The 25,432-nt window shown below is 44.0% G+C and carries 23 protein-coding genes, 7 tRNA genes, 1 rRNA gene and 1 riboswitch (1 of these 32 cut by a window edge); of the genes, 7 read left to right on the top strand and 24 right to left on the bottom strand.

Annotated features, from left to right (window positions below; all coding sequences use genetic code 11):
• Nucleotides 1–53: 53 nt before the first annotated feature.
• The 7 genes from cysK to RJD28_00275 form a co-directional block, all read right to left on the bottom strand.
• Complete coding sequence (gene cysK, locus RJD28_00305) at nt 54–983, bottom strand: cysteine synthase A (GenBank protein ID WNV58055.1); 930 nt, start codon at nt 981–983, stop codon at nt 54–56.
• Nucleotides 984–1,296: 313 nt separating this feature from the next.
• Nucleotides 1,297–1,731, bottom strand: a complete 435-nt coding sequence (locus RJD28_00300; GenBank protein WNV58054.1) for an Rrf2 family transcriptional regulator — start codon at nt 1,729–1,731, stop codon at nt 1,297–1,299.
• A 255-nt stretch (nt 1,732–1,986) separates the two neighbouring features.
• Complete coding sequence (locus tag RJD28_00295) at nt 1,987–2,229, bottom strand: hypothetical protein (protein WNV58053.1); 243 nt, start codon at nt 2,227–2,229, stop codon at nt 1,987–1,989.
• 274 nt (nt 2,230–2,503) lie between these two features.
• Nucleotides 2,504–3,970: an aminopeptidase gene (locus RJD28_00290; GenBank protein ID WNV58052.1), complete on the bottom strand. Its 1,467-nt coding sequence runs from the start codon at nt 3,968–3,970 to the stop codon at nt 2,504–2,506.
• A 37-nt stretch (nt 3,971–4,007) separates the two neighbouring features.
• The gene (locus tag RJD28_00285; GenBank protein WNV58051.1) at nt 4,008–4,613 is read right to left on the bottom strand and encodes a hypothetical protein; all 606 of its coding nucleotides are present in this window, start codon (nt 4,611–4,613) and stop codon (nt 4,008–4,010) included.
• Between the two features lie 112 nt (nt 4,614–4,725).
• Nucleotides 4,726–6,006, bottom strand: a complete 1,281-nt coding sequence (locus tag RJD28_00280; protein WNV58050.1) for an O-acetylhomoserine aminocarboxypropyltransferase/cysteine synthase family protein — start codon at nt 6,004–6,006, stop codon at nt 4,726–4,728.
• A 151-nt stretch (nt 6,007–6,157) separates the two neighbouring features.
• Nucleotides 6,158–7,063 (bottom strand): prepilin-type N-terminal cleavage/methylation domain-containing protein, encoded by a 906-nt coding sequence (locus RJD28_00275; protein WNV58049.1) that lies wholly within the window; start codon nt 7,061–7,063, stop codon nt 6,158–6,160.
• A gap of 320 nt (nt 7,064–7,383) precedes the next feature.
• Here RJD28_00275 and RJD28_00270 point away from each other — a divergent pair, with 320 nt between their 5' ends.
• Together RJD28_00270 and RJD28_00265 are read left to right on the top strand one after the other, a co-directional pair.
• Nucleotides 7,384–7,668 (top strand): autorepressor SdpR family transcription factor, encoded by a 285-nt coding sequence (locus RJD28_00270; protein ID WNV58048.1) that lies wholly within the window; start codon nt 7,384–7,386, stop codon nt 7,666–7,668.
• Nucleotides 7,652–8,290, top strand: a complete 639-nt coding sequence (locus tag RJD28_00265; protein ID WNV58047.1) for an SdpI family protein — start codon at nt 7,652–7,654, stop codon at nt 8,288–8,290. Before RJD28_00270 ends, RJD28_00265 begins: the two co-directional genes overlap by 17 nt.
• A 38-nt stretch (nt 8,291–8,328) precedes the next feature.
• Here RJD28_00265 and RJD28_00260 read toward each other — a convergent pair whose 3' ends face one another.
• A complete protein-coding gene (locus tag RJD28_00260) occupies nt 8,329–9,003 on the bottom strand; it encodes a DUF1287 domain-containing protein (protein WNV58046.1) in 675 nt (224 codons plus the stop codon).
• Between the two features lie 643 nt (nt 9,004–9,646).
• Here RJD28_00260 and RJD28_00255 point away from each other — a divergent pair.
• The 3 genes from RJD28_00255 (at nt 9,647) to RJD28_00245 (ending at nt 11,144) form a co-directional block, all read left to right on the top strand.
• Complete coding sequence (locus tag RJD28_00255; GenBank protein ID WNV58045.1) at nt 9,647–10,078, top strand: hypothetical protein; 432 nt, start codon at nt 9,647–9,649, stop codon at nt 10,076–10,078.
• Nucleotides 10,079–10,159: 81 nt separating this feature from the next.
• Nucleotides 10,160–10,621, top strand: a complete 462-nt coding sequence (locus RJD28_00250; protein ID WNV58044.1) for a hypothetical protein — start codon at nt 10,160–10,162, stop codon at nt 10,619–10,621.
• On the top strand, nt 10,506–11,144 hold the full coding sequence (locus RJD28_00245; protein WNV59526.1) for an ATP-binding protein: 639 nt from the start codon (nt 10,506–10,508) through the stop codon (nt 11,142–11,144). Before RJD28_00250 ends, RJD28_00245 begins: the two co-directional genes overlap by 116 nt.
• Before the next feature lie 280 nt (nt 11,145–11,424).
• On the opposite strand, the gene RJD28_00240 is transcribed toward RJD28_00245, so the two are convergent.
• The 6 genes from RJD28_00240 to RJD28_00215 form a co-directional block, all read right to left on the bottom strand.
• The gene (locus RJD28_00240; GenBank protein WNV58043.1) at nt 11,425–12,318 is read right to left on the bottom strand and encodes a glycyl-radical enzyme activating protein; all 894 of its coding nucleotides are present in this window, start codon (nt 12,316–12,318) and stop codon (nt 11,425–11,427) included.
• On the bottom strand, nt 12,318–14,597 hold the full coding sequence (locus RJD28_00235; protein WNV58042.1) for a DUF3029 family protein: 2,280 nt from the start codon (nt 14,595–14,597) through the stop codon (nt 12,318–12,320). Before RJD28_00235 ends, RJD28_00240 begins: the two co-directional genes overlap by 1 nt.
• 89 nt (nt 14,598–14,686) lie before the next feature.
• The gene (locus RJD28_00230) at nt 14,687–15,265 is read right to left on the bottom strand and encodes a sugar ABC transporter substrate-binding protein (protein ID WNV59525.1); all 579 of its coding nucleotides are present in this window, start codon (nt 15,263–15,265) and stop codon (nt 14,687–14,689) included.
• Nucleotides 15,174–15,752, bottom strand: coding sequence for a sugar ABC transporter substrate-binding protein (locus RJD28_00225; GenBank protein ID WNV58041.1), 579 nt, complete (start codon nt 15,750–15,752; stop codon nt 15,174–15,176). Before RJD28_00225 ends, RJD28_00230 begins: the two co-directional genes overlap by 92 nt.
• A gap of 75 nt (nt 15,753–15,827) precedes the next feature.
• Nucleotides 15,828–16,769 carry a ribose ABC transporter permease gene (locus RJD28_00220; protein WNV58040.1) on the bottom strand — a complete coding sequence of 314 codons (942 nt, stop codon included), beginning with the start codon at nt 16,767–16,769 and terminating at the stop codon, nt 15,828–15,830.
• A 14-nt stretch (nt 16,770–16,783) separates the two neighbouring features.
• The gene (locus tag RJD28_00215) at nt 16,784–18,268 is read right to left on the bottom strand and encodes a sugar ABC transporter ATP-binding protein (GenBank protein ID WNV58039.1); all 1,485 of its coding nucleotides are present in this window, start codon (nt 18,266–18,268) and stop codon (nt 16,784–16,786) included.
• Between the two features lie 211 nt (nt 18,269–18,479).
• Between RJD28_00215 and RJD28_00210 the strand changes: the two genes are divergently transcribed.
• Nucleotides 18,480–19,259 carry a DeoR/GlpR family DNA-binding transcription regulator gene (locus RJD28_00210; protein ID WNV58038.1) on the top strand — a complete coding sequence of 260 codons (780 nt, stop codon included), beginning with the start codon at nt 18,480–18,482 and terminating at the stop codon, nt 19,257–19,259.
• Between the two features lie 115 nt (nt 19,260–19,374).
• Nucleotides 19,375–20,790: an ATP-binding cassette domain-containing protein gene (locus RJD28_00205; GenBank protein WNV58037.1), complete on the top strand. Its 1,416-nt coding sequence runs from the start codon at nt 19,375–19,377 to the stop codon at nt 20,788–20,790.
• A gap of 69 nt (nt 20,791–20,859) precedes the next feature.
• On the opposite strand, the gene RJD28_00200 is transcribed toward RJD28_00205, so the two are convergent.
• The 10 genes from RJD28_00200 to RJD28_00155 form a co-directional block, all read right to left on the bottom strand.
• The gene (locus RJD28_00200; GenBank protein WNV58036.1) at nt 20,860–21,054 is read right to left on the bottom strand and encodes an FAD-binding protein; all 195 of its coding nucleotides are present in this window, start codon (nt 21,052–21,054) and stop codon (nt 20,860–20,862) included.
• Nucleotides 21,055–21,104: 50 nt separating this feature from the next.
• Complete coding sequence (locus RJD28_00195) at nt 21,105–21,542, bottom strand: hypothetical protein (GenBank protein ID WNV58035.1); 438 nt, start codon at nt 21,540–21,542, stop codon at nt 21,105–21,107.
• A 220-nt stretch (nt 21,543–21,762) separates the two neighbouring features.
• A riboswitch (Fluoride riboswitch) is annotated at nt 21,763–21,841 on the bottom strand.
• 104 nt (nt 21,842–21,945) lie between these two features.
• Nucleotides 21,946–22,018, bottom strand: a tRNA-Lys gene (locus tag RJD28_00190).
• A gap of 22 nt (nt 22,019–22,040) precedes the next feature.
• Nucleotides 22,041–22,113, bottom strand: a tRNA-Phe gene (locus tag RJD28_00185).
• Between the two features lie 26 nt (nt 22,114–22,139).
• Nucleotides 22,140–22,213: transfer RNA gene (locus RJD28_00180), tRNA-Met, on the bottom strand.
• Between the two features lie 36 nt (nt 22,214–22,249).
• Nucleotides 22,250–22,331: transfer RNA gene (locus RJD28_00175), tRNA-Tyr, on the bottom strand.
• An 11-nt stretch (nt 22,332–22,342) separates the two neighbouring features.
• Nucleotides 22,343–22,415, bottom strand: a tRNA-Thr gene (locus RJD28_00170).
• A gap of 22 nt (nt 22,416–22,437) precedes the next feature.
• A tRNA-Val gene (locus RJD28_00165) sits at nt 22,438–22,510 on the bottom strand.
• Nucleotides 22,511–22,541: 31 nt separating this feature from the next.
• A tRNA-Asp gene (locus RJD28_00160) sits at nt 22,542–22,615 on the bottom strand.
• 266 nt (nt 22,616–22,881) lie between these two features.
• Nucleotides 22,882–25,432: ribosomal RNA gene (locus RJD28_00155) — 23S ribosomal RNA — on the bottom strand (it continues 344 nt past the right edge of the window).

Raw genomic sequence — 25,432 nt, 5'->3', positions numbered from 1 at the left:
AAGCCTTTTCCCGCGATTGTGCAAACACAAATGATATTTAGCCCTTCCGCCTCTTACTCTGTAAACAGAGGTGTGGAATAATATCGGTCTCCGCTGTCGGGAAGCAGTGCCACGATGGTCTTGCCCTCATTCTCCGGACGCTGTGCCAGCTGCAGTGCTGCGTACAGGGCTGCACCGGAAGAAATACCGGTGAGGACGCCCTCGGTTCTTGTCAGCTCCTTGGATGTCTCGAAAGCTTTCTCGTTCTCCACAGGGATGATCTCGTCATAAATCTGTGTGTTCAGCACTTCCGGAACAAATCCTGCGCCGATACCCTGAATCTTGTGCGGGCCGGATTTTCCTTCGGAAAGCACCGGGGAAGTTGCAGGCTCAACAGCCACGATCTTCACTTCCGGCTTCTTGCTCTTCAAGAACTCACCGATACCGGTTACGGTTCCGCCGGTACCAACACCAGCTACGAAAATGTCAACAGCACCCTCGGTGTCATTCCAGATCTCCGGGCCGGTGGTCTCTCTGTGAACCTTCGGGTTTGCCGGGTTGTTGAACTGTCCCGGGATGAAGCTGTTCTCAATGGTTGCTGCCAGCTCATCTGCCTTGGCGATGGCCCCCTTCATGCCCTTGGCGCCGTCTGTCAGAACAATCTCTGCACCGTAAGCTTTCAGGATGTTTCTGCGCTCCACGCTCATGGTCTCCGGCATGGTGAGGATCACGCGGTAGCCCTTGGCTGCTGCGATGGCTGCCAGGCCGATACCGGTGTTACCGGAAGTGGGCTCGATGATGACGGAGCCGGGCTTTAACTGGCCGCGCTCTTCTGCATCCTCAATCATCGCCTTGGCGATACGGTCCTTTACGCTTCCTGCCGGGTTAAAATACTCCAGCTTCACCAGAAGTCTTGCTTTCAGGTCGTATTTCTTCTCAATATTCACTGCCTCAACCAGAGGTGTATTTCCAATCAGTCCTAATGTTCCTTTATAAATAGCCATTGTTTGTTCCATCCTTTCCTTTTTTCAAATCTGATTTTTTCATATGATCCCATTTACCATCGGTTGCTTTATCTGTTCAGGCAGCTGCACATGACGGCTGCATCCATCTTGCCGCTACACATTCGCTGCATCCAACAACGATCCGTACTGCTCTGTGCCTTATACCTCATATGCATCTCCTCTTTTCTTAATTTGTATTCTCTTGCTTTCCTACTAAGTTTTGTTTTCCTATATGTTCCGTAGGAATTAAGTAGATTGTATTTCCTTTTTTCTGGATTTGTCAATACCTTTTTTTTAAAATCTGCGTGAACTGTTAGATCACGTAGTCGTTTCCCATTTCCTGGTGCCACTCGATGAGATCAGCCAGCGTATATTTGTCCACCACGCTCTTGATGGCCTGATCCAGCTCCTTCCACAACCGCAGTGTCACGCACTCTGATGCCCGGGAGCAGTCGTTGTCCTCGCCCATGAGGCAGTCCACCGGCGCCAGGCTGCCTTCTGTCAGCCGCAGAATCATGCCTACCTTGTAATCCTCCGGCTTTTTCGTCAGCCGATAACCGCCCTGGGGACCGCGGATGCTCCGCAGGTATTCCGCCCGCACAAGCACGGAAATGATCTGCTCCAGATATTTCACAGAAATGTCCTGCCGCTTTGCAATGTCCTTCACCCGCACGGGTTCATCTGTATCGTGGAGCGCAATATCCAGCATGAGCCGCAGCGCATATCTTCCCTTCGTTGAAATTTTCATATGATATCCCTTCCTTACCTTATATAGTCTTTTGAGATTTTCTCGGTTTTTTCATTCGTTTCTTATATCATACTATCCTGATAGGAAAAAAGCAACCTCTTTTTCCTATATATTTACAGGGATACAGTTTTGCGAATGGCGCGCGTGAACTGCAGAATAGCGCGGATGACAAGGGCATGCAAAAAGGAGGCACAGGAATCTCTTCCCGCACCTCCCAAAGGGGTATCTCATATTCTTTTATCGTGTTTTCCCGGATCAGCGCCGCATCAGATACAGCACGCCTCCGAAAAATCCAAGCCCCGCGCTGATATAAAGCGCTCCGACCATAATCAGCATCAGGCTCTCTCCCAGCGGATGTCCTGTAGCCAGCGCTCCCACCGTCATCACGGCAAATCCGATCACAAACGATGCTGCGATCGTGTACAGGAGAAATATCGTATTGGTGCTGATCTTGCATTTATCGTGTAAATGATCTGCTTTTTCATATAAATAACGCATCTGTTTCTCCTCCTTACTGTCTTTCATTGTAAAGAGGATATATGAAATCTGCTTTTCCTTTATGTAGAAATTATGTTATAGATGCCAGGGTCGAAAGGTCCAAAAGACGGTTGTGCTTGCACAATAAAACTTTTGAACTTGAGACCCGCCCCAATATGAGGATAAAAGTTCGACGCATGTCGAACGATATCCGAATGTGGGGGAGAATTGCGGGAGTACAACGTACGGAGCAATTCGAAAGGCATCATTCTCTTTCTGTAAGGCATCTGGGTTTTTACTTAAGGAACGCCCGGAATGCCAGGTAGTTTTCATACAGATCGGCCTTGGAGATCACCTCATAGGGTGAATGCATGGAGATCACCGGCACGCCCAGGTCGATGGTGTCAATGTTCATCTGGGCCACGAATTTGGCGATGGTTCCGCCGCCGCCGAAATCTACCTTGCCCAGCTCACCGGTCTGCCAGATAACGCCGTTTTCATCGAAAATCTTCCGCAGGAAAGCGATGTACTCCGCATCCGCGTCGCTGGAATTGCCCTTGCCGCGCACACCGGTGAATTTCATCATGCCTGCGCCGCAGGACAGATAAAACGCGTTGTTTTTCTCGCTGACGGACGGATAGTTGGGATCAAAGGCCGCATCCACATCCGCGGAAATGCACTTGGACACCGCGCGCACGGCTGCCGAAGACGCACCGAAAGAAGCCGCAATGGCGTCGATGAGGTCTGTAAACAGGGCGCTCTGGATGCTGGTGGTGCCCTCGCTGCCGATTTCTTCCTTATCCACCAGAACGACCATCACCGTGTGCTCCGGGGAAGTCTCGTCAAACATGGCTTTCTGGGCCGCATAGGCGCACACCCTGTCGTCATGGCCATAGCCGCCGATGAGGGAGCGATCCAGGCCCACATCGGAGGGCTGGAATGCCGGAACGAGGGAAAGCTCTGCGCTCAGGAAATCTGCCTCCTCGATGCCGTATTTTTCCTTAAAAATATGGAGCAGGTTGTTTTTCACCGTCTTGTCTTTATCATTGTCCGCTGCCTGATAAGGGATATTGCCAAACCAGATATTCAGATCCTCACCCTCAATGGCCTCGCCCAACGGTTTCTTATTCTGCTTGGCCGCTAGATGGGGCAGAAGATCACTAATGTAAAACACCGGATCCGCCGCATCCTCGCCGATCTTCACAGTCAGCACACTGCCGTCCTTCAACACCACCACGCCGTGCAGCGCCAGCGGAATTGCCGCCCACTGGTATTTGCGCAGGCCCCCGTAGTAGTGGGTCTTACCCAGTGCCACGCCGTCCGACTCATAGAGCGGCATCTGTTTCAGATCGATCCGCGGGCTGTCGATGTGCGCACCCACAATGCGGATGCCGTCCTCGGCCACATCCCGACTGCCCACCCGGATCAGATAAATATTCTTTCCCCGGTTATTGTAATACACCTTATCTCCCGGTGCCAGCTTAGTACCGAACCGGAAAGGCCGATAGCCCTGCCGCTGCGCTTCCTCCTCCACATACGAGCACGCTTCCCGCTCTGTCTTTGCCTTTCCCAGAAATGTTTTATACTCCTCTGCAAAAGCAAAGATATCCTGCATCAGCACTTCGTCTGCCACTTCATATACATTGGTTCTTTTATAAGAAAACTGTTCCATTTTGTAATACTCCTTTCCTGCTGTCATACTTTCTTCATTGTACAGCAGCAGATCGGGAAAGACAATCACAAATCCAACGCCTGTAACCATTGAAACTCCAACACCCGCAGCCGTCGAAAGTCCCCTCCTACTCCAGAAACAGTTTTACAACAACAACTGCAAGGAATACGATCTTAGCCACCCATTCTACCCAGCCAAAGCCTTCCTGCAGCCGGTATCCTGTCGCCGATCCTTCCTGCGGCTTTCCATTTTCCCTTATCTGGGAAATATCACGGCTTTCCATGATCGCTCTGAGCAGTATATGCAATATTACCATCAGAAAACTTACCCAATATAAAATACCCAGTACCGGCTGTTCTGTCAGATATGTTTTCCCGGCATAAAAAACACTTACGCACAAAAGCACTACCAACAGGAACTGCGACTGCGGCTGTTCTTTCAGATCCAGATTTTCCTGCTGCAACAGGGGCTGCTGCTCCTGTCCCTTGATTGCCCGATAATAGCTGGTCTTATTCACCGTGCACACATGTTCCCAGCCTTTCTCCCCGGCCTCCGTCCAGGACAGCGTAAAATATCTGTCCGGCACGACTGCATACTGCTCCAGCTCGCCCTTTTCCCAGCAAAAGCACCACACATTTCCACCGGTCAGCCGCCAGCCCTTCTGCGAAATCCGATTAAGGAAACGGGTCTTTCCCGCAATTCCCATTCCATCTATGACGTTCAACTGGTACATATATATCCCCTCCTTTTCCATAGCATAACATCCTCACAACCCTGTGCCAAGACTAAAGTTCCCCATAAAATAACGGCCTGCATTTCACACAGACCGTCATTTTTCTATGTCCTTAGATCGCCTCCAGCGCCTGAGCAATGTCTGCGATGAGGTCTTTTTTGTCCTCCAGGCCGCAGGAAATCCGGATCAGCCCTGCCGGGATGCCTGCTACAGCCAGCTGCTCATCGTTCATCTGCCGGTGGGTGGAGGTTGCTGGGTTCAGACAGCACGTTCTGGCATCGGCCACATGGGTCTCGATGGCTGCCAGCTTCAGATTTTTCATGAACTTCTCTGCCGCTGCTCTTCCGCCCTTTAACTCGAAGGAAACGACGCCGCAGCCGCCGTTGGGCATGTATTTCTGCGCCACCTGATAGTATTTATTGGAGGGCAGGCCGGGGTAGTTGACGAACGCCACCTTCTCCTGGCTTTCCAGAAATTCAGCCACTGCCTGACCGTTTTCCACATGTCTCGGCATGCGCACATGCAGGGATTCCAGTCCCAGATTCAGGATAAACGCATTCTGTGGGGACTGAATGCAGCCCAGGTCACGCATAAGCTGGGATGTACATTTCGTGATAAATGCCCCCTCTTTGCCGAATTTCTCTGCATAAGTAATGCCATGATAGGACTCATCAGGCGTACACAGTCCCGGAAACTTGTCTGCGTGGGCCATCCAGTCAAATTTGCCGCTGTCTACAATTGCACCACCCACAGCAGCTCCATGACCATCCATGTATTTTGTAGTAGAATGCGTTACAATATCTGCCCCCCACTCAATCGGCCGCAGGTTTACCGGTGTGGGAAAAGTATTATCCACGATCAGCGGTACACCATGGGCATGGGCTGCTTTTGCGAACTTTTCAATATCCAGTACCGTCAGCGCCGGGTTGGCAATGGACTCCCCGAATACCGCTCTTGTATTCTCCCGGAAAGCTGCGTTCAGCTCTTCTTCGGAACAGTCCGGATCCACAAACGTTACATCAATGCCCATTTTCTTCATTGTTACGGAAATCAGATTGTATGTTCCGCCATAAATAGATGAGGAAGAGACAATATGGCTGCCTGCCTCGCAGATGTTAAACAGGGCAAAAAAGTTTGCCGCCTGTCCGGAAGAAGTAAGCATTCCTGCAGTACCACCCTCCAGTGCCGCGATCTTCGCCGCCACATGGTCATTGGTTGGATTCTGAAGTCTGGTATAGAAATAGCCGGATGCCTCCAGATCAAATAACTTACCCATATCCTCACTGGTATCGTATTTGAAGGTGGTTGACTGAATGATCGGAATCTGTCTCGGCTCTCCATTGCCGGGAGTATAACCTGCTTGCACACATTTTGTGTTAATTGAATAATCCATAGTTTTCCTCCACATTTATATGATATTTTTTATTTTCTATGTTATACGCATTTCCTACTCCTGTAAAGGGAAAAGAATCCTGTTTCTCAAAGGCTTTACATCTTCGCGGACGAATCAACTTCAGCTGCCGCCCGATTTTATGGAAATGTCCTTATTGGGGCAATGTGTCTTTATATTGTTTGTAGTCCCCTTCTGTAAGCAGCTTTTCATATGCATTATAAGCATCCTGTAAACTGTCATATTTTTTCGCAGCACCCGCTATTTCCGTTCTCACACTTGCATTTAAATGACCGGCAATTGCTATATAATCAGGACCATAACCGACCCGTTTTGCAGTTGTTGACTCTGAAACATAGAATTTATTATCTGCTGTACAGATAATTACCGGAATCTTTTTACCTTCGCCAACCTCATTTGTATTTGCTGAAGTCCAAATCATACAACGCTTGGATGCCGTAGAAGGATTTCCATAAAATGCCCATGTTCCCCGCTTAAGCAAACTGTCAGACTCCATTTTGTCCACAATTTTAGAAACCATCAACGACTTCTGGCATCTGGAATCAATCTCAAATGTTCCCTTCACACCATTCAGGGCACCGCTCTCCTTCAAAAGCTTATCAAAATCTTCATTCATATTAAACCAGTTTGTTTTTATGCTATCTCCGTCTCCATCCTTCCACTCAAACAGTACACCTGTTTCCGGATTTATGGAAACTTCACATATACCACCCGGAACCGGATAGCCTTTCCAGTGCACGGTATCAGGATCACTGTTTGAATGAGAAATTCCGGCAATCGTAACCGTATCTGCTGACTGCCATTTTGCAATTTTCTGTTTCAGATGAACAATCTCCTTCACATCCTCTTTTTCTTCTATTCCCGTCTCTATCATCACTTTGCTATACGCTGTTCGAACATTCTCAAGATCCGTTGACTCTCGGCTTCTCTCCACATATTTTGAATAAGTTGGCATAAGAATTCCTATAAGAATTGCCAGAATTGCAACTACGATCACCAGCTCTACAAGTGTAAATCCTTTATTCCTGTCTTTTTGCATATTTCACCTCAAAATATTCAAAGCAACAGCTATTCCTGTCTGCTGTTCCTGTCTTTTATTATCATAGCATTATGATAAAATCAATGCAATATCAGTAATTTCCGAAAAATTACCAAATAACAAATAAGTTATGATCATTCTGTTCCATAAATTTTCTTATTTCTGTCTCAGACAACGATGAAATGAATCTTATTTTGTTATTTAGAGATTCTTCTAAATACTTGTTGACTCCTCCAAACATCTGTGTTATAAAGTAATTAGAAACTTTTCTAAATAGATTCATCAACAAAAGATATATACAGAAAAGGATGCTGTTTCACATGGGATTTGCAGAGACATTTAAAGCACTTTCCGATCCTGCCCGCCGGGAAATCCTGACACTTTTGAAGGACGGAAGACTGTCTGCCGGAGAAATTGGCGCACATTTTGATATGACAGGGGCAACGATTTCTTATCACCTGAGTATTTTAAAGAAATCCGGCCTTATTTTTGAACAAAAAGAAAAGAACTATATTTATTACACTCTGAATACTTCAGTCGTAGAAGAAGTATTACTCTGGCTGTCAGACCTGAAAGGAGGATCTTCCGATGCCGAAAGAGAATAGAAAATTTTTCCTTGTAACCTGTATTATCACGATTCTGCCCATATTCCTAGGTCTCTTCCTGTGGAATCGTCTGCCTGACCAGATTGCCACGCATTTTGACTTCAACGGTACACCGAACGGATACAGCAGTAAAAGATTTGCTGTCATCGGTATTTATGTATTCTGCCTGTTTATGCACATGTTCTGTGCTATAATGACATGTCTCGATCCAAAGAAAAAGAACGTCAGTCCCAAGATTTATCGTCTGATCCTGTGCATTTGTCCACTGGTTTCTCTCTGGTGTGCCGCACTGATCTACAGTAATGCGCTGCACGCCCCGCTTCATTTCATCAACTGGGGCAGTCTTCTCATGGGTGTTATCTTTCTTGTTACCGGAAACTACCTGCCCAAGTGCAGACAAAATTACACCATCGGCATCAAACTGCCCTGGACGCTGGACGACGAAGAAAACTGGGATTATACTCACCGACTGGCCGGCAAATTATGGATGATCGGAGGAGTACTCATCATCCTTCTTGGTTTTCAGACGGTTGTTCCACCTATGGCAGTATCCCTGACCATTATAGTTGTGGTGACCATGATTCCGGCGATTGCATCCTATCTCTACTATAAAAAACACTAAGATGAGATATGCATGCATTCTTTCTGGATTTTTTATAATTATGGCTCCCAGCGATAATGTCCTACAATATCATCCCTTTTTTCCAAAATATCCTGTTCATAAGATTTTTGCCAGGGGTCATTGTGATGGATGATATATGGAATCCCCTTTTCATTGCGCCTGTCCGATACAATTGCTATATGCTTTTGAAAAATAACAATATCGCCACCCTGCCATTCTTCTGTTTGAAATACATCTGTAGTCAGGCTTCTGGCATGATTTTTAAAAAATATCTGCAGGTTTTTTACCCGCCGAAAATCAATATCGGCATCCGGCTGCGCAACCTCATACGCATCCGGATGCTCCTCTATATCCTTTTCTACCAGCGCCTTGAGATCGTATCCGGCATCTTTCATCGCAAACGCCACCACATCCGTACATACACCATAGCCATCATCCGGATAACCGTTTTCATAGTATTTACTCTTATATTTTGGCTTTGTATTCACATAAGCAAGCGCTCCCTGCAAAATGTCCGTCTGGTCATCTATTCCATCCTGATCCGCATCCGATTCACTGTGAATCTTTGTAAATTCCATTTCTGCCAGATCAGGCAATCTTTCTGGAGAAGTATGCTGGTATCGACATATAATCCCACCAATAACCAGGAGTGCCATCACACCTGCAACTCCCAAGAAGATACATAAGTTATATAGTCGTTTTTGTTTTCTCATTACCTGCCACTGCTCCTTCAATTATGCAAAATAAAAAAAGAGACCATACAAATCTGTACGGTCTTTCTCTTTCATGAGACATCGGGGATTCGAACCCCACAACAAACTCGTGAAAAGACCATAAAAAGGAGGTTTTTGAAGCTGCCATCTCATTTTGACAACAAAATCTACTATCCAGATTCAACAAGATTTTCATTGCATCCCTGATTCCTCACTGTTATAATTAAGATATGGGTGTTGCCATAACGGTAGGCGGTTAGTCCTTCTCCAGAGGGACTGCGACCCTCTGATTACATAGAAACCCGAAAGGGAATCCACTGGAAAGGAGGGCTAAGCCATGAGTATCTTGGATTTCATTGCAGTCGCAAGCTTCGGTTTGACCTGCTTTTGTGCCGGATACACATTCGGCAAAGATAGTGATAAGACGCAAAAATAGCCGCCCAAGTCTGACAAACTAAGTAAGCGGCAATTTTTGCTAAATACTTTTATTGGACTAACCGTCTATCGGTAGCACTCTTTTATATCATCATATTATCACGCCTAACTCAAAATGTCAAAAATTTTCTATATATGCATCTTTCGTTTCCCCTTCGTCCGTCATACTCATGTTGTACACACAATACTACGAAAGGAGTTTATACAAATGAGCGCAACCAAAAATTTAATCATGACTTATGAAGAGATGATCGGCAAAGATCTGGATGATTTTACAGACAAAGACTTCTTGAAAATCGAAACAACGGACATTCTTCAGAACACAGCCCTTCCATGCGACCCGCAAACCATCGAATTTTTTGATGATATATATGGCAGTGATAACAGAACCGACTTGAAACGCTGGATTATGGTATCTGATCACAACCGCCAGGTCAACTACGGGTATACCAACCAGTCAGACCTCATCCAGACGATCTCCGCTCTCCTGCCCAACGAATACAATCTTTTCTTCACGCCCGCCTTATTTTTCGGCTGGAGAACGGATGCTCATGCACACTACATACGCACAATATTTATCGACATCGACGGCATTGACGAATACTTTCCCGACATGGACGATTTGCAAATAAAACAGTAGCTCACAAACACCTACCGCCTGCCGGATCATCTCTTACCCAACTGGGTTGTTGCCAGCGGACACGGTCTCCACCTATATTACATGATCCATGAGCTGGATCTTTTTGATCCAACACAATCCGAGATGCGAAAAACCTACACCGGCTATCTGCTTACTTATTTTCACGGAGATATCGCCTGCCGCAATCCAAGTCATATCATGCGGATTCCTGGAAACTACAACATTAAGCGGAAGCCTTATCCACAAACAGTCCTTCATCATTTAAACACGGATAAAAATTATGAAATCACCCACTTGGATTACTTTCAGACATCCGCAGATGCTGTCATGGCCTATCAAAAAGCACAGCGGGAAGAGATCAATGTCAAACGATTGGAAACGAGGAAACGCAACCAGCTCTTGAAAGAGGATACAGCAGAATCTACGGATAAAACCGAAGAGCAGCCACAGGAAAACCCCGCTGTGGAAACGAAAGATATTTCCCCTCATACAGCCATACCACATTCAATCCCCAAAAGCATCCCTGAAATATCCTGCAGCTGATCTTGACCGTTCAATCTATGATCCAGAACGTCAGCTGAATACACACGTCATAGAACTTCTGGCCAAGTGTGATTGGATCAATGAGCCGAATAACCTGCTGATGACCGGAGGGGCCGGTGCTGGGAAAACGCACATTGCCTGCGCCTTATGTATCACAGCAATGCATCAGAATCGTACTGTTAAATATATACGTGCGAACACACTTTTAAAGGAATCCGATCATGCCAGACAGGAAGGTACTTACTTTGAGTATTCGAATGAAATGGTAGCTTATGATCTCATGGTGATAGATGATTTCGGTTTAATGGATCTGGACATCGAAAAAGGCCGCGACCTGTTTGAAATCATCGAGTCCAGAGACTGCCGCAAGGCAACTATTATTATCTCTCAGATTCCAGTATCCGGATGGTATCAACTTTTTGGGGATTCCACCTATGCAGATGCCTGCTTAAGCCGAATGACATACAAGGCATATCGTCTTGAATTTCCTGGTAGGGATCGCAGAGTAAATAATGGTAACTAATAAACGTGCTGAGCTTTGCTCAGTTTAAAGCGGAATGGCGCTCCGTTCCTCTGGAACGGATGCGCAGTTCTTGCGGAATATGCACATTTCGGAACTTTGTCAATTTTTTCAGGAATAATGTCTAATTTAATAATGATATTTAAAATCCTTCGGCTAAAATATATATCACTTCAAACACTTATGCAAAGTTTGTTCTTGGCATCGAAAAAACGCAAGCTGTTAAAAAAGAAAGCATCAGAAGTAATCTTTTGAAAGACTCCTTCCAATGCTTCCATATTATTTATATTCTTCGTTTTGCACGCAAACATTGTTCCGCTAACAATATCATCTCTTCGGTGGGAATAGGAAGTTCTTCTAATTCATAAGATTTACCCATTGCATAGTATTTTGTCTTTCCAATATCGTGATAAGGAAGAATTTCCACCCGTTCTACAGAGTTCCCCAGGCTATCAATAAATTTCCTTATTTTTCCCAATTCTTCTTTGGTATCATTAAAGTTCGTTATAAGCGGAACACGGATCCACATCTTAGCTCCCTGACAAGCAGACAATCGTTTCAAATTTTCACATATAACATCAATATTCTGACCACAACCCTCTTTAAATAAGGAGGCCGAGATTGCTTTGATATCACAAATCCACAAATCTACATAAGGAAGCAGGTTTTCCATATTCTCCCATGTCACATAAGAAGCTGTTTCAATCGCCACATGAATCTGTTGTTCTTTACAGGCCCTTATAACCGGAAGAAGATTTTTTGCCTGAAGAAGTGGCTCACCTCCAGAGAATGTTACGCCACCTCCGGTTTTCATATAGAATAATCGATCTCTGAATATTTTCTCTGTTAAAACCGGATTTTCTATCCATTCTCCTGCTATTTCCAGGCTTTTTTCCGGGCATACTTCTGCACATCGACCACATCTAATGCATTTATTCCATTGAACCGCATGCATTTCTTCATTAACCTGATGAACTATCTTCGGACATACTGAAGCGCACATTCCGCAAAGTATACATTTCTCACTATAGTAAAGAAGTATTTTTTTCATATCCAGGGATTCCGGATTATGACACCAACGACATTGCAGACCACATCCTTTCAGAAATACCGTGGTTCGGATTCCCGGTCCATCCTGCACGCAAAATCTCTGCACATCAAAAATTAAAAGTCCCATTAACTAATTTCCTTTTCAAATCGCTCAATCATATCCTTCTGAACTTCTTTTAACATATCTGTAAAGTAAATGCTAAAGCCACCCTTTCTGACAATAACATTTGGGTATTCTTCCGGATTCTCATAGGCTTTTTTCAAAAGATCAAGACTTACACTATTTACCTGAACCTGCATGCCACCATTTTCAAGATATACCTTCAGCAGCCCCTTCACTTTTGCTCTTCCCTCTTCATCATCAAGAATATTTGCCGGTATGTATATATCTATCGGCACACCTCCACTGAATCGATACTGCGGCAAATGAAGTGCACTTGTCATCAAATCGGTAGGTGTATTCTTAATTACCTGCATAACAGGACCTGCATTTTTACCAAAGGCTTCCCCGTCTTTTCTTCCATCAAGGTTTGCATAAACACAACGACCAAACTGAACATTGGAATCAATTGTGTGGCAGGTAGGCAAATATCTGACATTTCCATGATAACAATTTTCTGCTGCATCTGCTAACGCATTCAGAACAAATGCAGCCATGTCATCTGCATCATCACTTCCATCTGCATATTTCGGACAATTTTTTACCGCACTAAAAATCTCTAAATTTCTCTTAGAACCTTCAAAATTATAAATCGTTGCCTGAATCAAGTCTTCAAGTGTGTATTTTTTCTCTTCGAATACCAGCTTTTTGATAACTTCCAGAGAATCTCCTGCATCGGCAAACCCCTGTGCAAGAACAGTTACATTATGATATTTTACTCCCCTTCCAGATCGAACAGCCTCAAATTGTTCATCCGGAATCTTTAACCACTCTTTCGCCTCCATTCCCATGGAGTGGATAGATGCGTGTGCACGATCTCGGCCATATTCAATACAGTCATCCAATAGCATAGATAGAACCGGATTCGGTCTGTTCCAGGCAACCCACGCAGAGCGTTTTTTATTCAAATCAGTCACATATCTTACAATACACTGTGTATAACGATAGTATTGCGCCTTGATTATCTCCATACTGGTAGGTTCCATCGGAATCACATCTTTAAAATAAATATTCAGAGATTCCGGAAGTTCTCCACTGAAAGGTTTTCCTTTATTTACCGAAAGTTCCAAGGCAAGATTCATATTAACGCAGCATCCCCACATGTCTGCAAGTTCTTTTCCTACAATCACTTCACCCATGCAGCTATTGATAGAATAATCCTGCTCATTCAGCATACCACGGTAGGTCATTGCTGCTTTACAAGAAGGTTCACTGTAAAATGTTGGTTGTCCAATTTCAAACAGCGTCCTATTAACCAAATCATCGTAAAAATCATCTGAATCAGATTTCATTCTTGTAGCAATAATAGGTGCCCGCAATCGAACAGACTTTTCCACTTCCAGAAGCAACTTTGTCATCTCATTATATTCCGGTCCTAAGTTCATGGCACATGAACCATCTCCGTACTTATCAAATGTCTTAAAAAATTCCATCAGCAAAAATTTAGCATCTTCACGGGTATTTCCATCTGCAATCCATTTTTCATAATACGGAAGCAAGTATTGATCAGTTCTCCCAAAAGAAACTGATGCCCAGGAGCGTTCTGCAGTTGGCACAATTGTATGTATGAGAAAGATCGACTGTAATGCTTCAAACAGATCTTCCGCAGGTTCATAGGGCACACGTCCAAGAGCGTGAATCATACGCTTCAAATTAGTTCTTTGCTTCTCATCCTGACAAGTTTCCAATTTCTTAACGGCAAGATTATGGAACCGCATCGCATAACTCTGCGAAATGCGGATACCTTTTTTCATCGCCAGCAAATAATTCCTGCCATAAAAATCTATTGGGCGCATTAAACGATCATCAATTCTTTTTTCATATGCTTTCAATCCCTTAGAAATAATGGTTTCGTAATCTAAACATATATGTGAAGGAGTATAAATGCCAAACAGTAAATATCTTCCACTAATCATATACTCATCCTCACTGTAAATCTTATATTCTTCACTATTATTATATTCATCTGCATCTGCTTGTGCGATTTGACTAATTAATTCCGGACTGGCAAACTGTGATCCATAATTTCCGGCAATCACATCTTCATCTCCGATGCCTATAGGAAGAAGTTCCAGTGCACGCTTTAAGATTTCCATTTCTCTGTCCAGAATATTATTCTGCTGTATGCCATCTGCAGTCACTTGCTTTCTTGCAAGATTTGTGGTCATACCTTCCGGCGGATATGTGATAGACTTCATAAAGTCTTCTAAACTAAAAACCGGGATATTTTCCTTTGCTATTTTCATATTCATACCTCGCTCATCAGGATGGGATAATACAGGCAGAAGCTGTATTATCCTAGCCTCTGCCCGTATTATTCTTTATTAGGGGGATACTATTTTACATAGTCTGTTAATCCATACGCTTCAATAACACTGTCAAGCGTTTCAGCATTAATAGAATCTTTATCATTTACAAATGCGTCAACTGTATTAGGGTCAACAACGGAAGCTTCTGTCATCGGAAGCTCGATATCTTCATCCGGAATATCAAGACCTTTGGCAAGCATAAAAGAAATCGCAATTGCACGAACACCTTCTTCATAAGGAATCTGATCAATTGTATATGTCATTTCTCCTGCCTGAATAGAATTCGTAGCATCTTCAGTTGCATCAAATCCGCCGACAATTACCTGGCCGACCTTACCAACACTTCTGAGTGCCTCAACTGCACCAAGTGCCATCTCATCATTTGCAGCCCATACAGCATCAATATCCGGATTTGCCTGTAATAAATTCTCCATAACCGTCAATGCTTCTTCTCTTGTGGAATTACCACACTGCTCTGCAACGATTTCAATTTGAGAATCAGCAATTCCATCTTTAAAACCTTTTACACGTGCATCCATAACATCTCTTCCAGGTGTCGCATCCAAAACAATAATCTTCCCAGCACCATTCAAAAGTTTTACCATCTCTTTTTCCGCAAGATACGCCACCTTGATAATTATCGGCTGTAATGGAGCAGGATACATGTTCAGAAGATGTTCTGGATCCGGAGGTTACAACCGTAATTCCCATAGTTGCTGCCTCTTCAATGGCTGTATTAATACCATCTGTGGAAGTCGGGTCAATCTCAATAACATCTGGTTCTGTTGCAATTAAATTCTCAATTATACCAATCTGTGCTTCCGGATCCCATTCAGAATCACCCGGGTTTGTAACCTGAGAAAACTTAATTCCCAGTTTCTCAGCCATATCTTTAGATCCATTTGCAAACTGTACATACCAGGGATTGTTTAAAGTAGGCATTGCCTGTGCCACAACTACAGTTCCCTCTTCAGAAGCTGCATCTTCTGTTTTTTCTCCCTTTGTTTCTGTTGTGCCTGTCGAAGAACCACACGCTGTTGCTGAAGCACTCATAACTACAGCAAGAACAAGAGCCATCATTTTTTTCTTCATAGTGAAAACCTCCCAAATATACATTATTTTTAGTTTTTATAGAAATCACTGCGCAGTGAAAATCCCTTTTCCCCTTTATTTATCTTTTTTCTTCATATCAAGCAAAACAGCTCCCAGAATAACACTTCCAAGAATAATACTCTGAATATAAGTATTAACATCAAGAAGGGTCAATCCATTTCTTAAAACCGTAATCAGTAAACACCCTATCACAGATCCAAATAATCCACCGGTTCCTCCACTCAAACTTGTTCCGCCAATAACCACAGCAGCAATAATATCCGTCTCAGCTCCATCTGCTGCACTCGGCTGTCCGGAATTCATTCGAGCAATCAAAATACACCCCGCAATTGCTGTAAGTACCCCCGATAATGTGTAAATGATTACCTTACGCGCTTTAACATTCTCCCCAGAGAATGCAACCGCCTGCTCATTTCCTCCAATTGCATAAATATATCTGCCAAGAATCGTTTTCTTTAAAATAAAGAATCCAAATATAACAACAATAACTGCGATGATAACTGGCACCGGAATGCCTCCAACCATGCCTGTCCCAATATAAGAAAATGAACTTGGCAAACCAGTAATTGGATAACCACCGCTATACAGGAATGCAATTGCTCTTGCTATCATACAGGTAGCCATGGTAGTAATAAATGCCGGGACTTTTCCATACGCAACCAGTGCTCCCGCCAACGCTCCAAATACGGCCCCTACAAGGAGTCCTAAAATGAACGCTGGAACCAAACCCAAACCATTTACCAGCATTCCTGCCACCAATGTTCCTACTAAGGCCTGAATACCACCGACTGCCAAATCAATACCGCCTGTAAGAATAATAAAGGTCATTCCGACCGTAAGAATTAGATTGATAGAACTCTGTCTTAAAATATTTGTAATGTTGTAAAGTTTTAAAAAAGCAGGTGACAAAATTGAAAATACAATAAACAAAACAATAAGCCCTATCAACGCCCCGCCTACAGAAAATGAATTTTTAAATTTTTTAAATTTATCCATTGTATTAACCCCTTTTAGAATGCGTATTTCATAACTTCTTCTTCCGTAAACATCTCCTTATTCGTAATTTCACCGGAGATTTTTCCTTCCCGCATTACAAGAATACGATCACTAATACCTAGAATTTCCGGCAAGTCAGAAGAGATCATAATAATTTCCACTCCTTGTTTTGCAATATTCTGTATGATTCGATAAATTTCCGCTTTTGCTCCTACATCAACACCTCTTGTCGGCTCATCCAGTATTAAAACCTTCTGCGGCTGATATGACCATTTGGCAATTACTACCTTTTGCTGGTTTCCTCCACTCATGTTTCCGGTTAGAATATCCTTCCGATTTGGTCTGATATTAAAATCCTCAATCAGATTGTCTGTCTGTTTTTCCATCTGCCGGAAACGCAGTACTCCGGCTTTACTCATGGTGTTATAATACGGAAGGCCAATATTATCCTCCACAGACATAGTCAGAACCAAACCATGAAGTTTTCTTTCCTCCGGAACCATGACAACGCCTTTTCTTTTCGCATCTATCGTCGATTTGAATTCAATTTCCTGATTATTTAAATAGATCTTACCACTCGTCTTCTTATCCACACCCAAGATCGCTCTCATAATCTCCGTTCTTCCAGATCCCACCAGACCGGAAAACCCTAGAATCTCTCCTGCTCTAACCTCAAAAGAAATATCCTTCAAAACACCTTCTTCATTCAAATCTTCCACTTTCAAAACAACGTCTGTAATGTTCTTGTCAACAGCTGGAAATTGATTTTTTAATTCTCGGCCAATCATCATTGTTGTAATTCGATTTTTCTGAAGTTCTTCTTTATTCAATTGTCCAACCATATGTCCGTCTCTCATAACACTACATCGATTAGCGATAACCGGAAGTTCATCCAGACGATGAGAAATATAAATGATAGAAATTCCTTGATTCTGCAGCGATTTAATAATTTCAAATAGCTTAACAATTTCCTTTTGTGATAATACTGCAGAAGGCTCATCCATAATTAAAAGTTTAGATTCTATTGAAAGTGCCTTGCAAATCTCAACCATTTGTTTTTCAGCAACACTCAAATTTTTTACAATATCTTTAGGACTGATTGTAGCCGAAATTCGATCAAGTAACTGCTGTGTTACTTCATATGTTTTCTTTTTATCAATAATTCCCTTCATCGTATAAGGTTCTCTGCCAAGAAAAATATTTGCTGCAACATCCAATTCCTCGACCAAATTAAATTCCTGATGAATTGTACTGATTCCATAATCAAACGCATTCTTTGGAGACTCTATCTTTGCTTCCTGCCCATTTATATATATCTGTCCACTTTCCGGTTTATGTACCCCTGCAAGTACCTTGATCAAGGTTGACTTACCGGCTCCGTTCTCACCAACCAGTGCATGAACTTCTCCACATTCAATATCAAAATCAATATTGAATAAGATCTGGGTTGTTCCGAATGATTTGCATATCGACTTCATTTCAAGAAACTTTTCTGCCACTTCACATCTCCTCCCTTCTTCTCGTTTATGTACTTCATATAACAACAATACACCTTTCGTTTCAAAACTTCTAGTGTTTCTTTTCACAATATTTTTGTTAATTTTTTGTGAATTATGACAAATCAAACACTTTTTTTCAAAACTTTTTTGCCATTATTTTTAATGTGTGATATAATAACGACGATAGAGATTAGTAAGAAAGAGGCAGAAAATGTTTACAAAAGACCGTAGAAAAGCCATTCAAGAATTATTAATGGAAAATCGGCAAATTAATGTTTCAAGACTCAGTACACAGTTCGGAGTTTCAGAAGTTACGATTCGAAAGGATCTTGAATATCTAGAAAGTATCGGATTTCTGATTCGTACCCATGGGGGCGCTGTTTTAAAAGATGCCGCTTCACCTACAGGTTTTTCCATTAATACAGGCTCTCGCTATACTGAAAATATTAGTAAAATTGCAGCTTCCCTGGTAAATGATGGCGATGTCATTTATCTTGGTTCAGATGTTTTTGGGACATCCATTGCCCCGCTTCTTTCGGAAAAGCACCAGCTGACCGTGGTAACCAACAACATGCTTGCCGCTGTAATACTGGCCGATTATCCTCACATTCAAACAATTATTCCCGGTGGAATTCTTACCAAAGAAGACTCCTGCAGTTATACTTCCGGCAACGATGTAACTGCTTATTTATCCAAGCTGGTCTATGATAAAACAATCATTGGCGTGGATGTTATCAATAAAACGCGTGGTTTTCTTATGCGTAATTCTGATAGGTGTGCAATTTATAAAACGGTTCTGTCCAATACAAGTCAAAAAATTATATGTGTCAATGAAGATGCTTTTGATAAAAATGCACTCTTCCAGTTAGCTCCACTGGATCAAGTCGATTTAGTTGTGTCCAGCGGAAATCTTCCGGAAGAATATATTGAATATTTCATTAATAATTCCATTCGTGTATATTCTTCCTACGATTTAGAATCCATTCACTGATTTTCTCCGGTTTTATTATTTACAGAGGCTGTTATGACAACAAACGATTCTATTTTTTCGAGCTGTAGGCTTAAACAAACAATACAACCAGCATTACATTTTAAATGATGTATCCGTGGATCTCACCCAAGGAGAAATACTGGGAATTTGGGGTGTTAATGCCTCTGCAAAAACCACTTTAATCAAAGTACTCTCCGGAATCGTCAGCGTAGATACCGGAATTTTCTATATTGAAAATGTGCCTTATTCCTCAATAAGCTGTCAAAAGGGAACATTTCTTGGTATTTCAGCAATCCTGGGAGATGAACAGCTCGCTTTCAATATGTCCGCAGGCGATAATATTTATCTCGGTTCTTTTCAGCCAAAAGCCTTTTATACTCCTTGGTATCATCAAAAGGCTTTGGAAAAAGAAGCAAATAAACATTTGCAGCATTATCAGTGTTCCATCGATTTAAATGCCAAATTACAAACGCTCACAGTTGCAGAACGTTATATTATTCTCATTATGCGTGCGGTTGTACGCTCTGCAAAAGTTCTTCTGATTGATGATTGTCTTTCAGAAATGGATCGAAAAGAACAGCAGGAATTTATCCGACTATTGAAACAATTGTCCTCCGAAGGTTTTGCAATTCTAATTGCATCTCAAAACATTATACAACTGACCCAAGTTTGCGATTCCATTCAAATCATCCAAGATGGCTACCTTTCATCGAAGTATCACACAAAAGATGAAAACACCTATTTAACGGATGTTATGAAAAACCGTGTTCTTTTTCCCAAAATGCATCTAACAAAAGGAGATATCATCTATCAGTGCAGTCAATTATCTTATGGAAATGCTCTGAAAAATATCTCTTTGGAAATTCATGAAGGAGAAATTATCGGAATCATTGGTGCATCAGGTTCCGGGAAAAGCACGCTTGCCAAAGTAATTGCCGGACATTTACACAACACATCGGGTACAACCCGTATCAACCACCGAACTGTGAAGATTCGTAACAAATCTGATGCCCGCCGCCATGGAATAGCTCTGATTTCCAACACGGTAGATAATAATAACCTGGTTCCTGACATGAACCTATCTGATAATATTTTACTAGGTAATTACAGACAGAGTTCTCATCGTTTCCTGCCATTTGTAATTTCTTCTACAAAAGAAACCTTGATTTCTATTAACCTTCAAGACAATCTGGAAATGGAACTTAGTAAAAGTGAACAAGTAAAACATCTCAGTAATGGCACACAGAAAAAAATTGCTTTCTCTCGTTCTATCATGTCAGGTGCTCAACTGCTTCTGCTGGATGAACCATCTGTCAGCATCGACAATATAGGAAAAGTACAGATTTATAACATCATAAACAATTTACTTCTGAGCAAAAAAGCAATTATTCTCTTCTCGTCCAATGTTTTGGAAGTAATCAACATGTGTGAACGAATCCTCATTCTTAAGGACGGGGAAATCGTCGACGAAATCATTTCTCAGGAAACGACGGCTGATGACCTCTACAAAATGATCTATACGGTAAACTAAAGTCCACCGATTGCACTCTCGGTGGGCTTTACACTGTGGCCCATACACGCCAATAATTTTTTTAAATCATCAGCCAATCGTATCTTTTACCATACTTTTCGCGGCCTGTAACCCAAATACGATAATATCTGTAATTGCATTGCCACCCAGCCGGTTACTGCCATGTATCCCTCCTGTAATCTCACCGGCTGCATAAAGCCCTGGAATAATGCGGCCTTCCTTGTCCAATACATGCGCATCCGAATCAATCGTCACGCCGCCCATTGTATAGTGAATGCTAACCTGACGTGGCGTTGCCGTATACGGCCCATGTTTCAGCCTGCATCCAAATGCCACTCTTCCAAATTCCGCATCTTTGCCTTTTTCCATGCATGATAACTGTTCACACTTTGGAGCAGATGTTCCGGAGAAATCCCAATTTTTTCAGCCAGTTCTGTCAGTGTATCCGCTACCTGAATGTATCCATTTTCTTCCAAATATTTTCTGTCAAAGCCATCTCCGGAGCGCCATTTTGGACTTGTAATATCTGTATAATGTGCTCCATCTGCAGACTCGATTACATAATATCGCCGCCCGGGCTGTCTCAGAATTGCTGCACAGATATCATCTCTTCGTCCATCCTCTCTCACAAAACGGTCCCCGTTTTGATTCACAAAAATTGTTTCCGGTGTGGCACATACACACCGCGGCGGATATTTCGTCATATTTCCATTTTTCATGTTGCCAAGATACAGCAGCTGAATCTGATCCATATCTCTCACTCCCCGGCTCCTGCCTGTTCTGCCAGACGGATTCCTTCTCCCTGCGCACAGGACGTCCGGTTTGTCGTGGGAACACAGCTAAGATCTGCCCATTTTCCACTCGTATTATATTCCTGCACCATTTTACGGTTGGCAGAATATCCCCCACATGCCAGAAGTTAACATAAAATCCTCCTTTATACGCAGAAAAAGCTGATACTATCTGCGTGATTTGATCGCAGAAGTCATCAGCTTTATAAGCGGTTCTGGTATTATGGATGCCAAGGGAGCACTTCATTCCCGATAGATAATACTATACTTAATATTTTGATAAATAGCAAGCTTCAATCAATCTCATATGATCTTATAAAAAATGGAAGTACTAATTTCTCAGTACTTCCACAATTTCAAAAAATGAGACATCGGGGATTCGAACCCCGGACAACTTGATTAAAAGTCAAGTGCTCTACCAACTGAGCTAATATCCCACGGTTGATTGATACAACCAAATGCCCAGAGCCGGAATCGAACCAGCGACACGAGGATTTTCAGTCCTCTGCTCTACCAACTGAGCTATCTGGGCATGTTACGCTGTGCTACAGCTAAAAATTGCGGGGGCAGGATTTGAACCTACGACCTTCGGGTTATGAGCCCGACGAGCTTCCAGACTGCTCCACCCCGCGACGGTATATGGTTATTCTCAGACATTTGTCTGAAAATGGATGGAGGTGGATTCGAACCACCGAAGCAATTTGCAGCAGATTTACAGTCTGTCCCCTTTGGCCACTCGGGAATCCATCCATATTTTTATAAGCCGATGATCGGACTCGAACCGATAACCTGCTGATTACAAATCAGCTGCTCTGCCAATTGAGCCACATCGGCATTCGAGGCGATTACCTCTAAATGGGACCTATAGGGCTCGAACCTATGACCCTCTGCTTGTAAGGCAGATGCTCTCCCAGCTGAGCTAAGATCCCGCGCTGATAAATTGTAGCTTATAAAAACAAACGACCCAGATCGGACTCGAACCGACGACCTTCGCCGTGACAGGGCGACGCTCTAACCAACTGAGCCACTGGGCCGTATAAAGGAAATGTACCTTCAAAACCACATATTGTATTACATCCGAATTGTTTGTTTTCCTGAACCACTGTCGGAAGTTCGAACTCATCTTCATTCACTCGAACGACCAACGCACTCTTTGAACACTCCGCGGCGGTCAGCTCGAATCCGCTTCGCTTCTTCTCGCTGCCTTTCGCTTCGCGAATGTCATGTCCCATCTGTCAGCGTCTCAGAATGTAAACATTCTTCTCCGCCTCCAGCTACTCCATGCCGCTCTCCAAGTTCTTTGGTCAAGCCCTCGACCTATTAGTGACAGTCAGCTGCATGCGTTACCGCACTTCCACCTCTGCCCTATCTACCTTGTCGTCTTCAAGGGGTCTTACAGCTTTCGCTGGGATATCTCATCTTGAGGGGGGCTTCACGCTTAGATGCCTTCAGCGTTTATCCCGTCCCGACTTGGCTACTCGGCCATGCTCCTGGTGGAACAACCGATGCACCAGAGGTCAGTCCATCCCGGTCCTCTCGTACTAAGGACAGCTCCTCTCAAATATCCTACGCCCACGCCGGATAGGGACCGAACTGTCTCACGACGTTCTGAACCCAGCTCGCGTACCGCTTTAATGGGCGAACAGCCCAACCCTTGGGACCTACTACAGCCCCAGGATGCGATGAGCCGACATCGAGGTGCCAAACCACTCCGTCGATGTGAACTCTTGGGAGTGATAAGCCTGTTATCCCCAGGGTAGCTTTTATCCGTTGAGCGATGGCAATCCCACTTTATACCACCGGATCACTAAGTCCTACTTTCGTACCTGCTCCACCCGTCGGTGTCACAGTCAAGCTCCCTTCTGCCTTTGCACTCTACGAATGGTTTCCAACCATTCTGAGGGAACCTTTGAGCGCCTCCGATACCCTTTCGGAGGCGACCGCCCCAGTCAAACTCCCCACCTGACATTGTCCCTCCGCCAGTTCATGGCGGCAGGTTAGAAACCCAGTACCACAAGGGTGGTATCCCAACAGCGGCTCCAGAAAGACTGGCGTCCTTCTTTCATAGCCTCCCACCTATCCTGTACATGCAATACCGAATCCCAGTATCAAGCTAGAGTAAAGCTCCATGGGGTCTTTCCGTCCTGGCGCAGGTAACCAGCATCTTCACTGGTACTTCAATTTCACCGGGTCCATTGTTGAGACAGTGCCCAAATCATTACGCCTTTCGTGCGGGTCGGAACTTACCCGACAAGGAATTTCGCTACCTTAGGACCGTTATAGTTACGGCCGCCGTTTACTGGGGCTTAAGTTCGGACCTTCGCTTACGCTAAGCCCTCCCCTTAACCTTCCAGCACCGGGCAGGCGTCAGCCCATATACTTCACCTTGCGGTTTTGCATAGACCTGTGTTTTTGCTAAACAGTTGCTTGGGCCAATTCTCTGCGGCCTCCTGTTACAGAGGCACCCCTTCTCCCGAAGTTACGGGGTCATTTTGCCGAGTTCCTTAACAATGCTTCTCCCGTCGGCCTTAGGATTCTCTCCTCATCCACCTGTGTCGGTTTACGGTACGGGCTCATAATAAACAATAGCGGCTTTTCTTGGCAGCCAGCTCACACGCTTCCCTACTAGATTTCGGTCCACATCACGCCTTCGGATTGGTTTGCGGATTTGCCAACAAACCTCCCACCTCGCTTGTACCGGTTCTTCCATCCCCGGCTCGTGCTCTCTTTCTGCGTCCCCACAGTTCTGTTATTATGAGGTACAGGAATTTCAACCTGTTATCCATCGACTACGTCTTTCGACCTCGCCTTAGGCCCCGACTTACCCAGAGCAGATCAGCTTTACTCTGGAAACCTTAGATATTCGGCCAGAAGGATTCTCACCTTCTTCTCGCTACTCATTCCGGCATTCTCTCTTCCATGCAATCCACAGCTCCTTACGGTACTGCTTCGTCTCGCATGCAATGCTCCTCTACCAATCATACTAAAAGTATCATTCCTCAGCTTCGGTGTCGTGTTTTAGCCCCGGACATTTTCGGCGCAGGACCTCTCGACCAGTGAGCTATTACGCACTCTTTTAATGTATGGCTGCTTCTAAGCCAACATCCTGGTTGTCTTTGAAATCCCACATCCTTTTCCACTTAACACGCACTTTGGGACCTTAGCTGGAGGTCTGGGCTCTTTCCCTTTTGACTACCCAACTTATCTCGTGCAGTCTGACTCCCATACACCATCTTTACGGCATTCGGAGTTTGATATTCTTCGGTAAGCTTTGACGCCCCCTAGGAAATTCAGTGCTCTACCTCCGCAAGACTTGTATGAGGCTAGCCCTAAAGCTATTTCGAGGAGAACCAGCTATCTCCGGGTTCGATTGGAATTTCTCCCCTATCCACACCTCATCCCCACCCTTTTCAACGGATGTGGGTTCGGCCCTCCATTGCCTTTTACGGCAACTTCAGCCTGGACATGGATAGATCACCCGGTTTCGGGTCTACTTGATCTGACTTGACGCCCTATTAAGACTTGGTATCCCTTCGGCTCCACACCTTAAGTGCTTAACCTTGCCAGATCATGTAACTCGCCGGACCGTTCTACAAAAAGTACGCGGTTCCGCATGTAAAGCGGTTCCACAGTTTGTAAACACAGGGTTTCAGGTTCTCTTTCACTCCCCTCCCGGGGTCCTTTTCACCTTTCCTTCACAGTACTATGCGCTATCGGTCACTAAGTAGTATTTAGCCTTGGGGGGTGGTCCCCCCGACTTCCCTGCAAGGTTCCACGTGTCTCGCGGTACTTCGGATCCTGCTCGCTCCTTCCTGATTTCGATTACGGGGCTTTCACCCTCTCTGGCCGGC

This window comes from Oscillospiraceae bacterium NTUH-002-81, assembly GCA_032620915.1.
Lineage (GTDB): Bacteria > Bacillota > Clostridia > Lachnospirales > Lachnospiraceae > JAGTTR01.
Note: the sequence above shows the minus strand (reverse complement) of the source record. Positions and strands in the feature narration are given on the sequence as shown.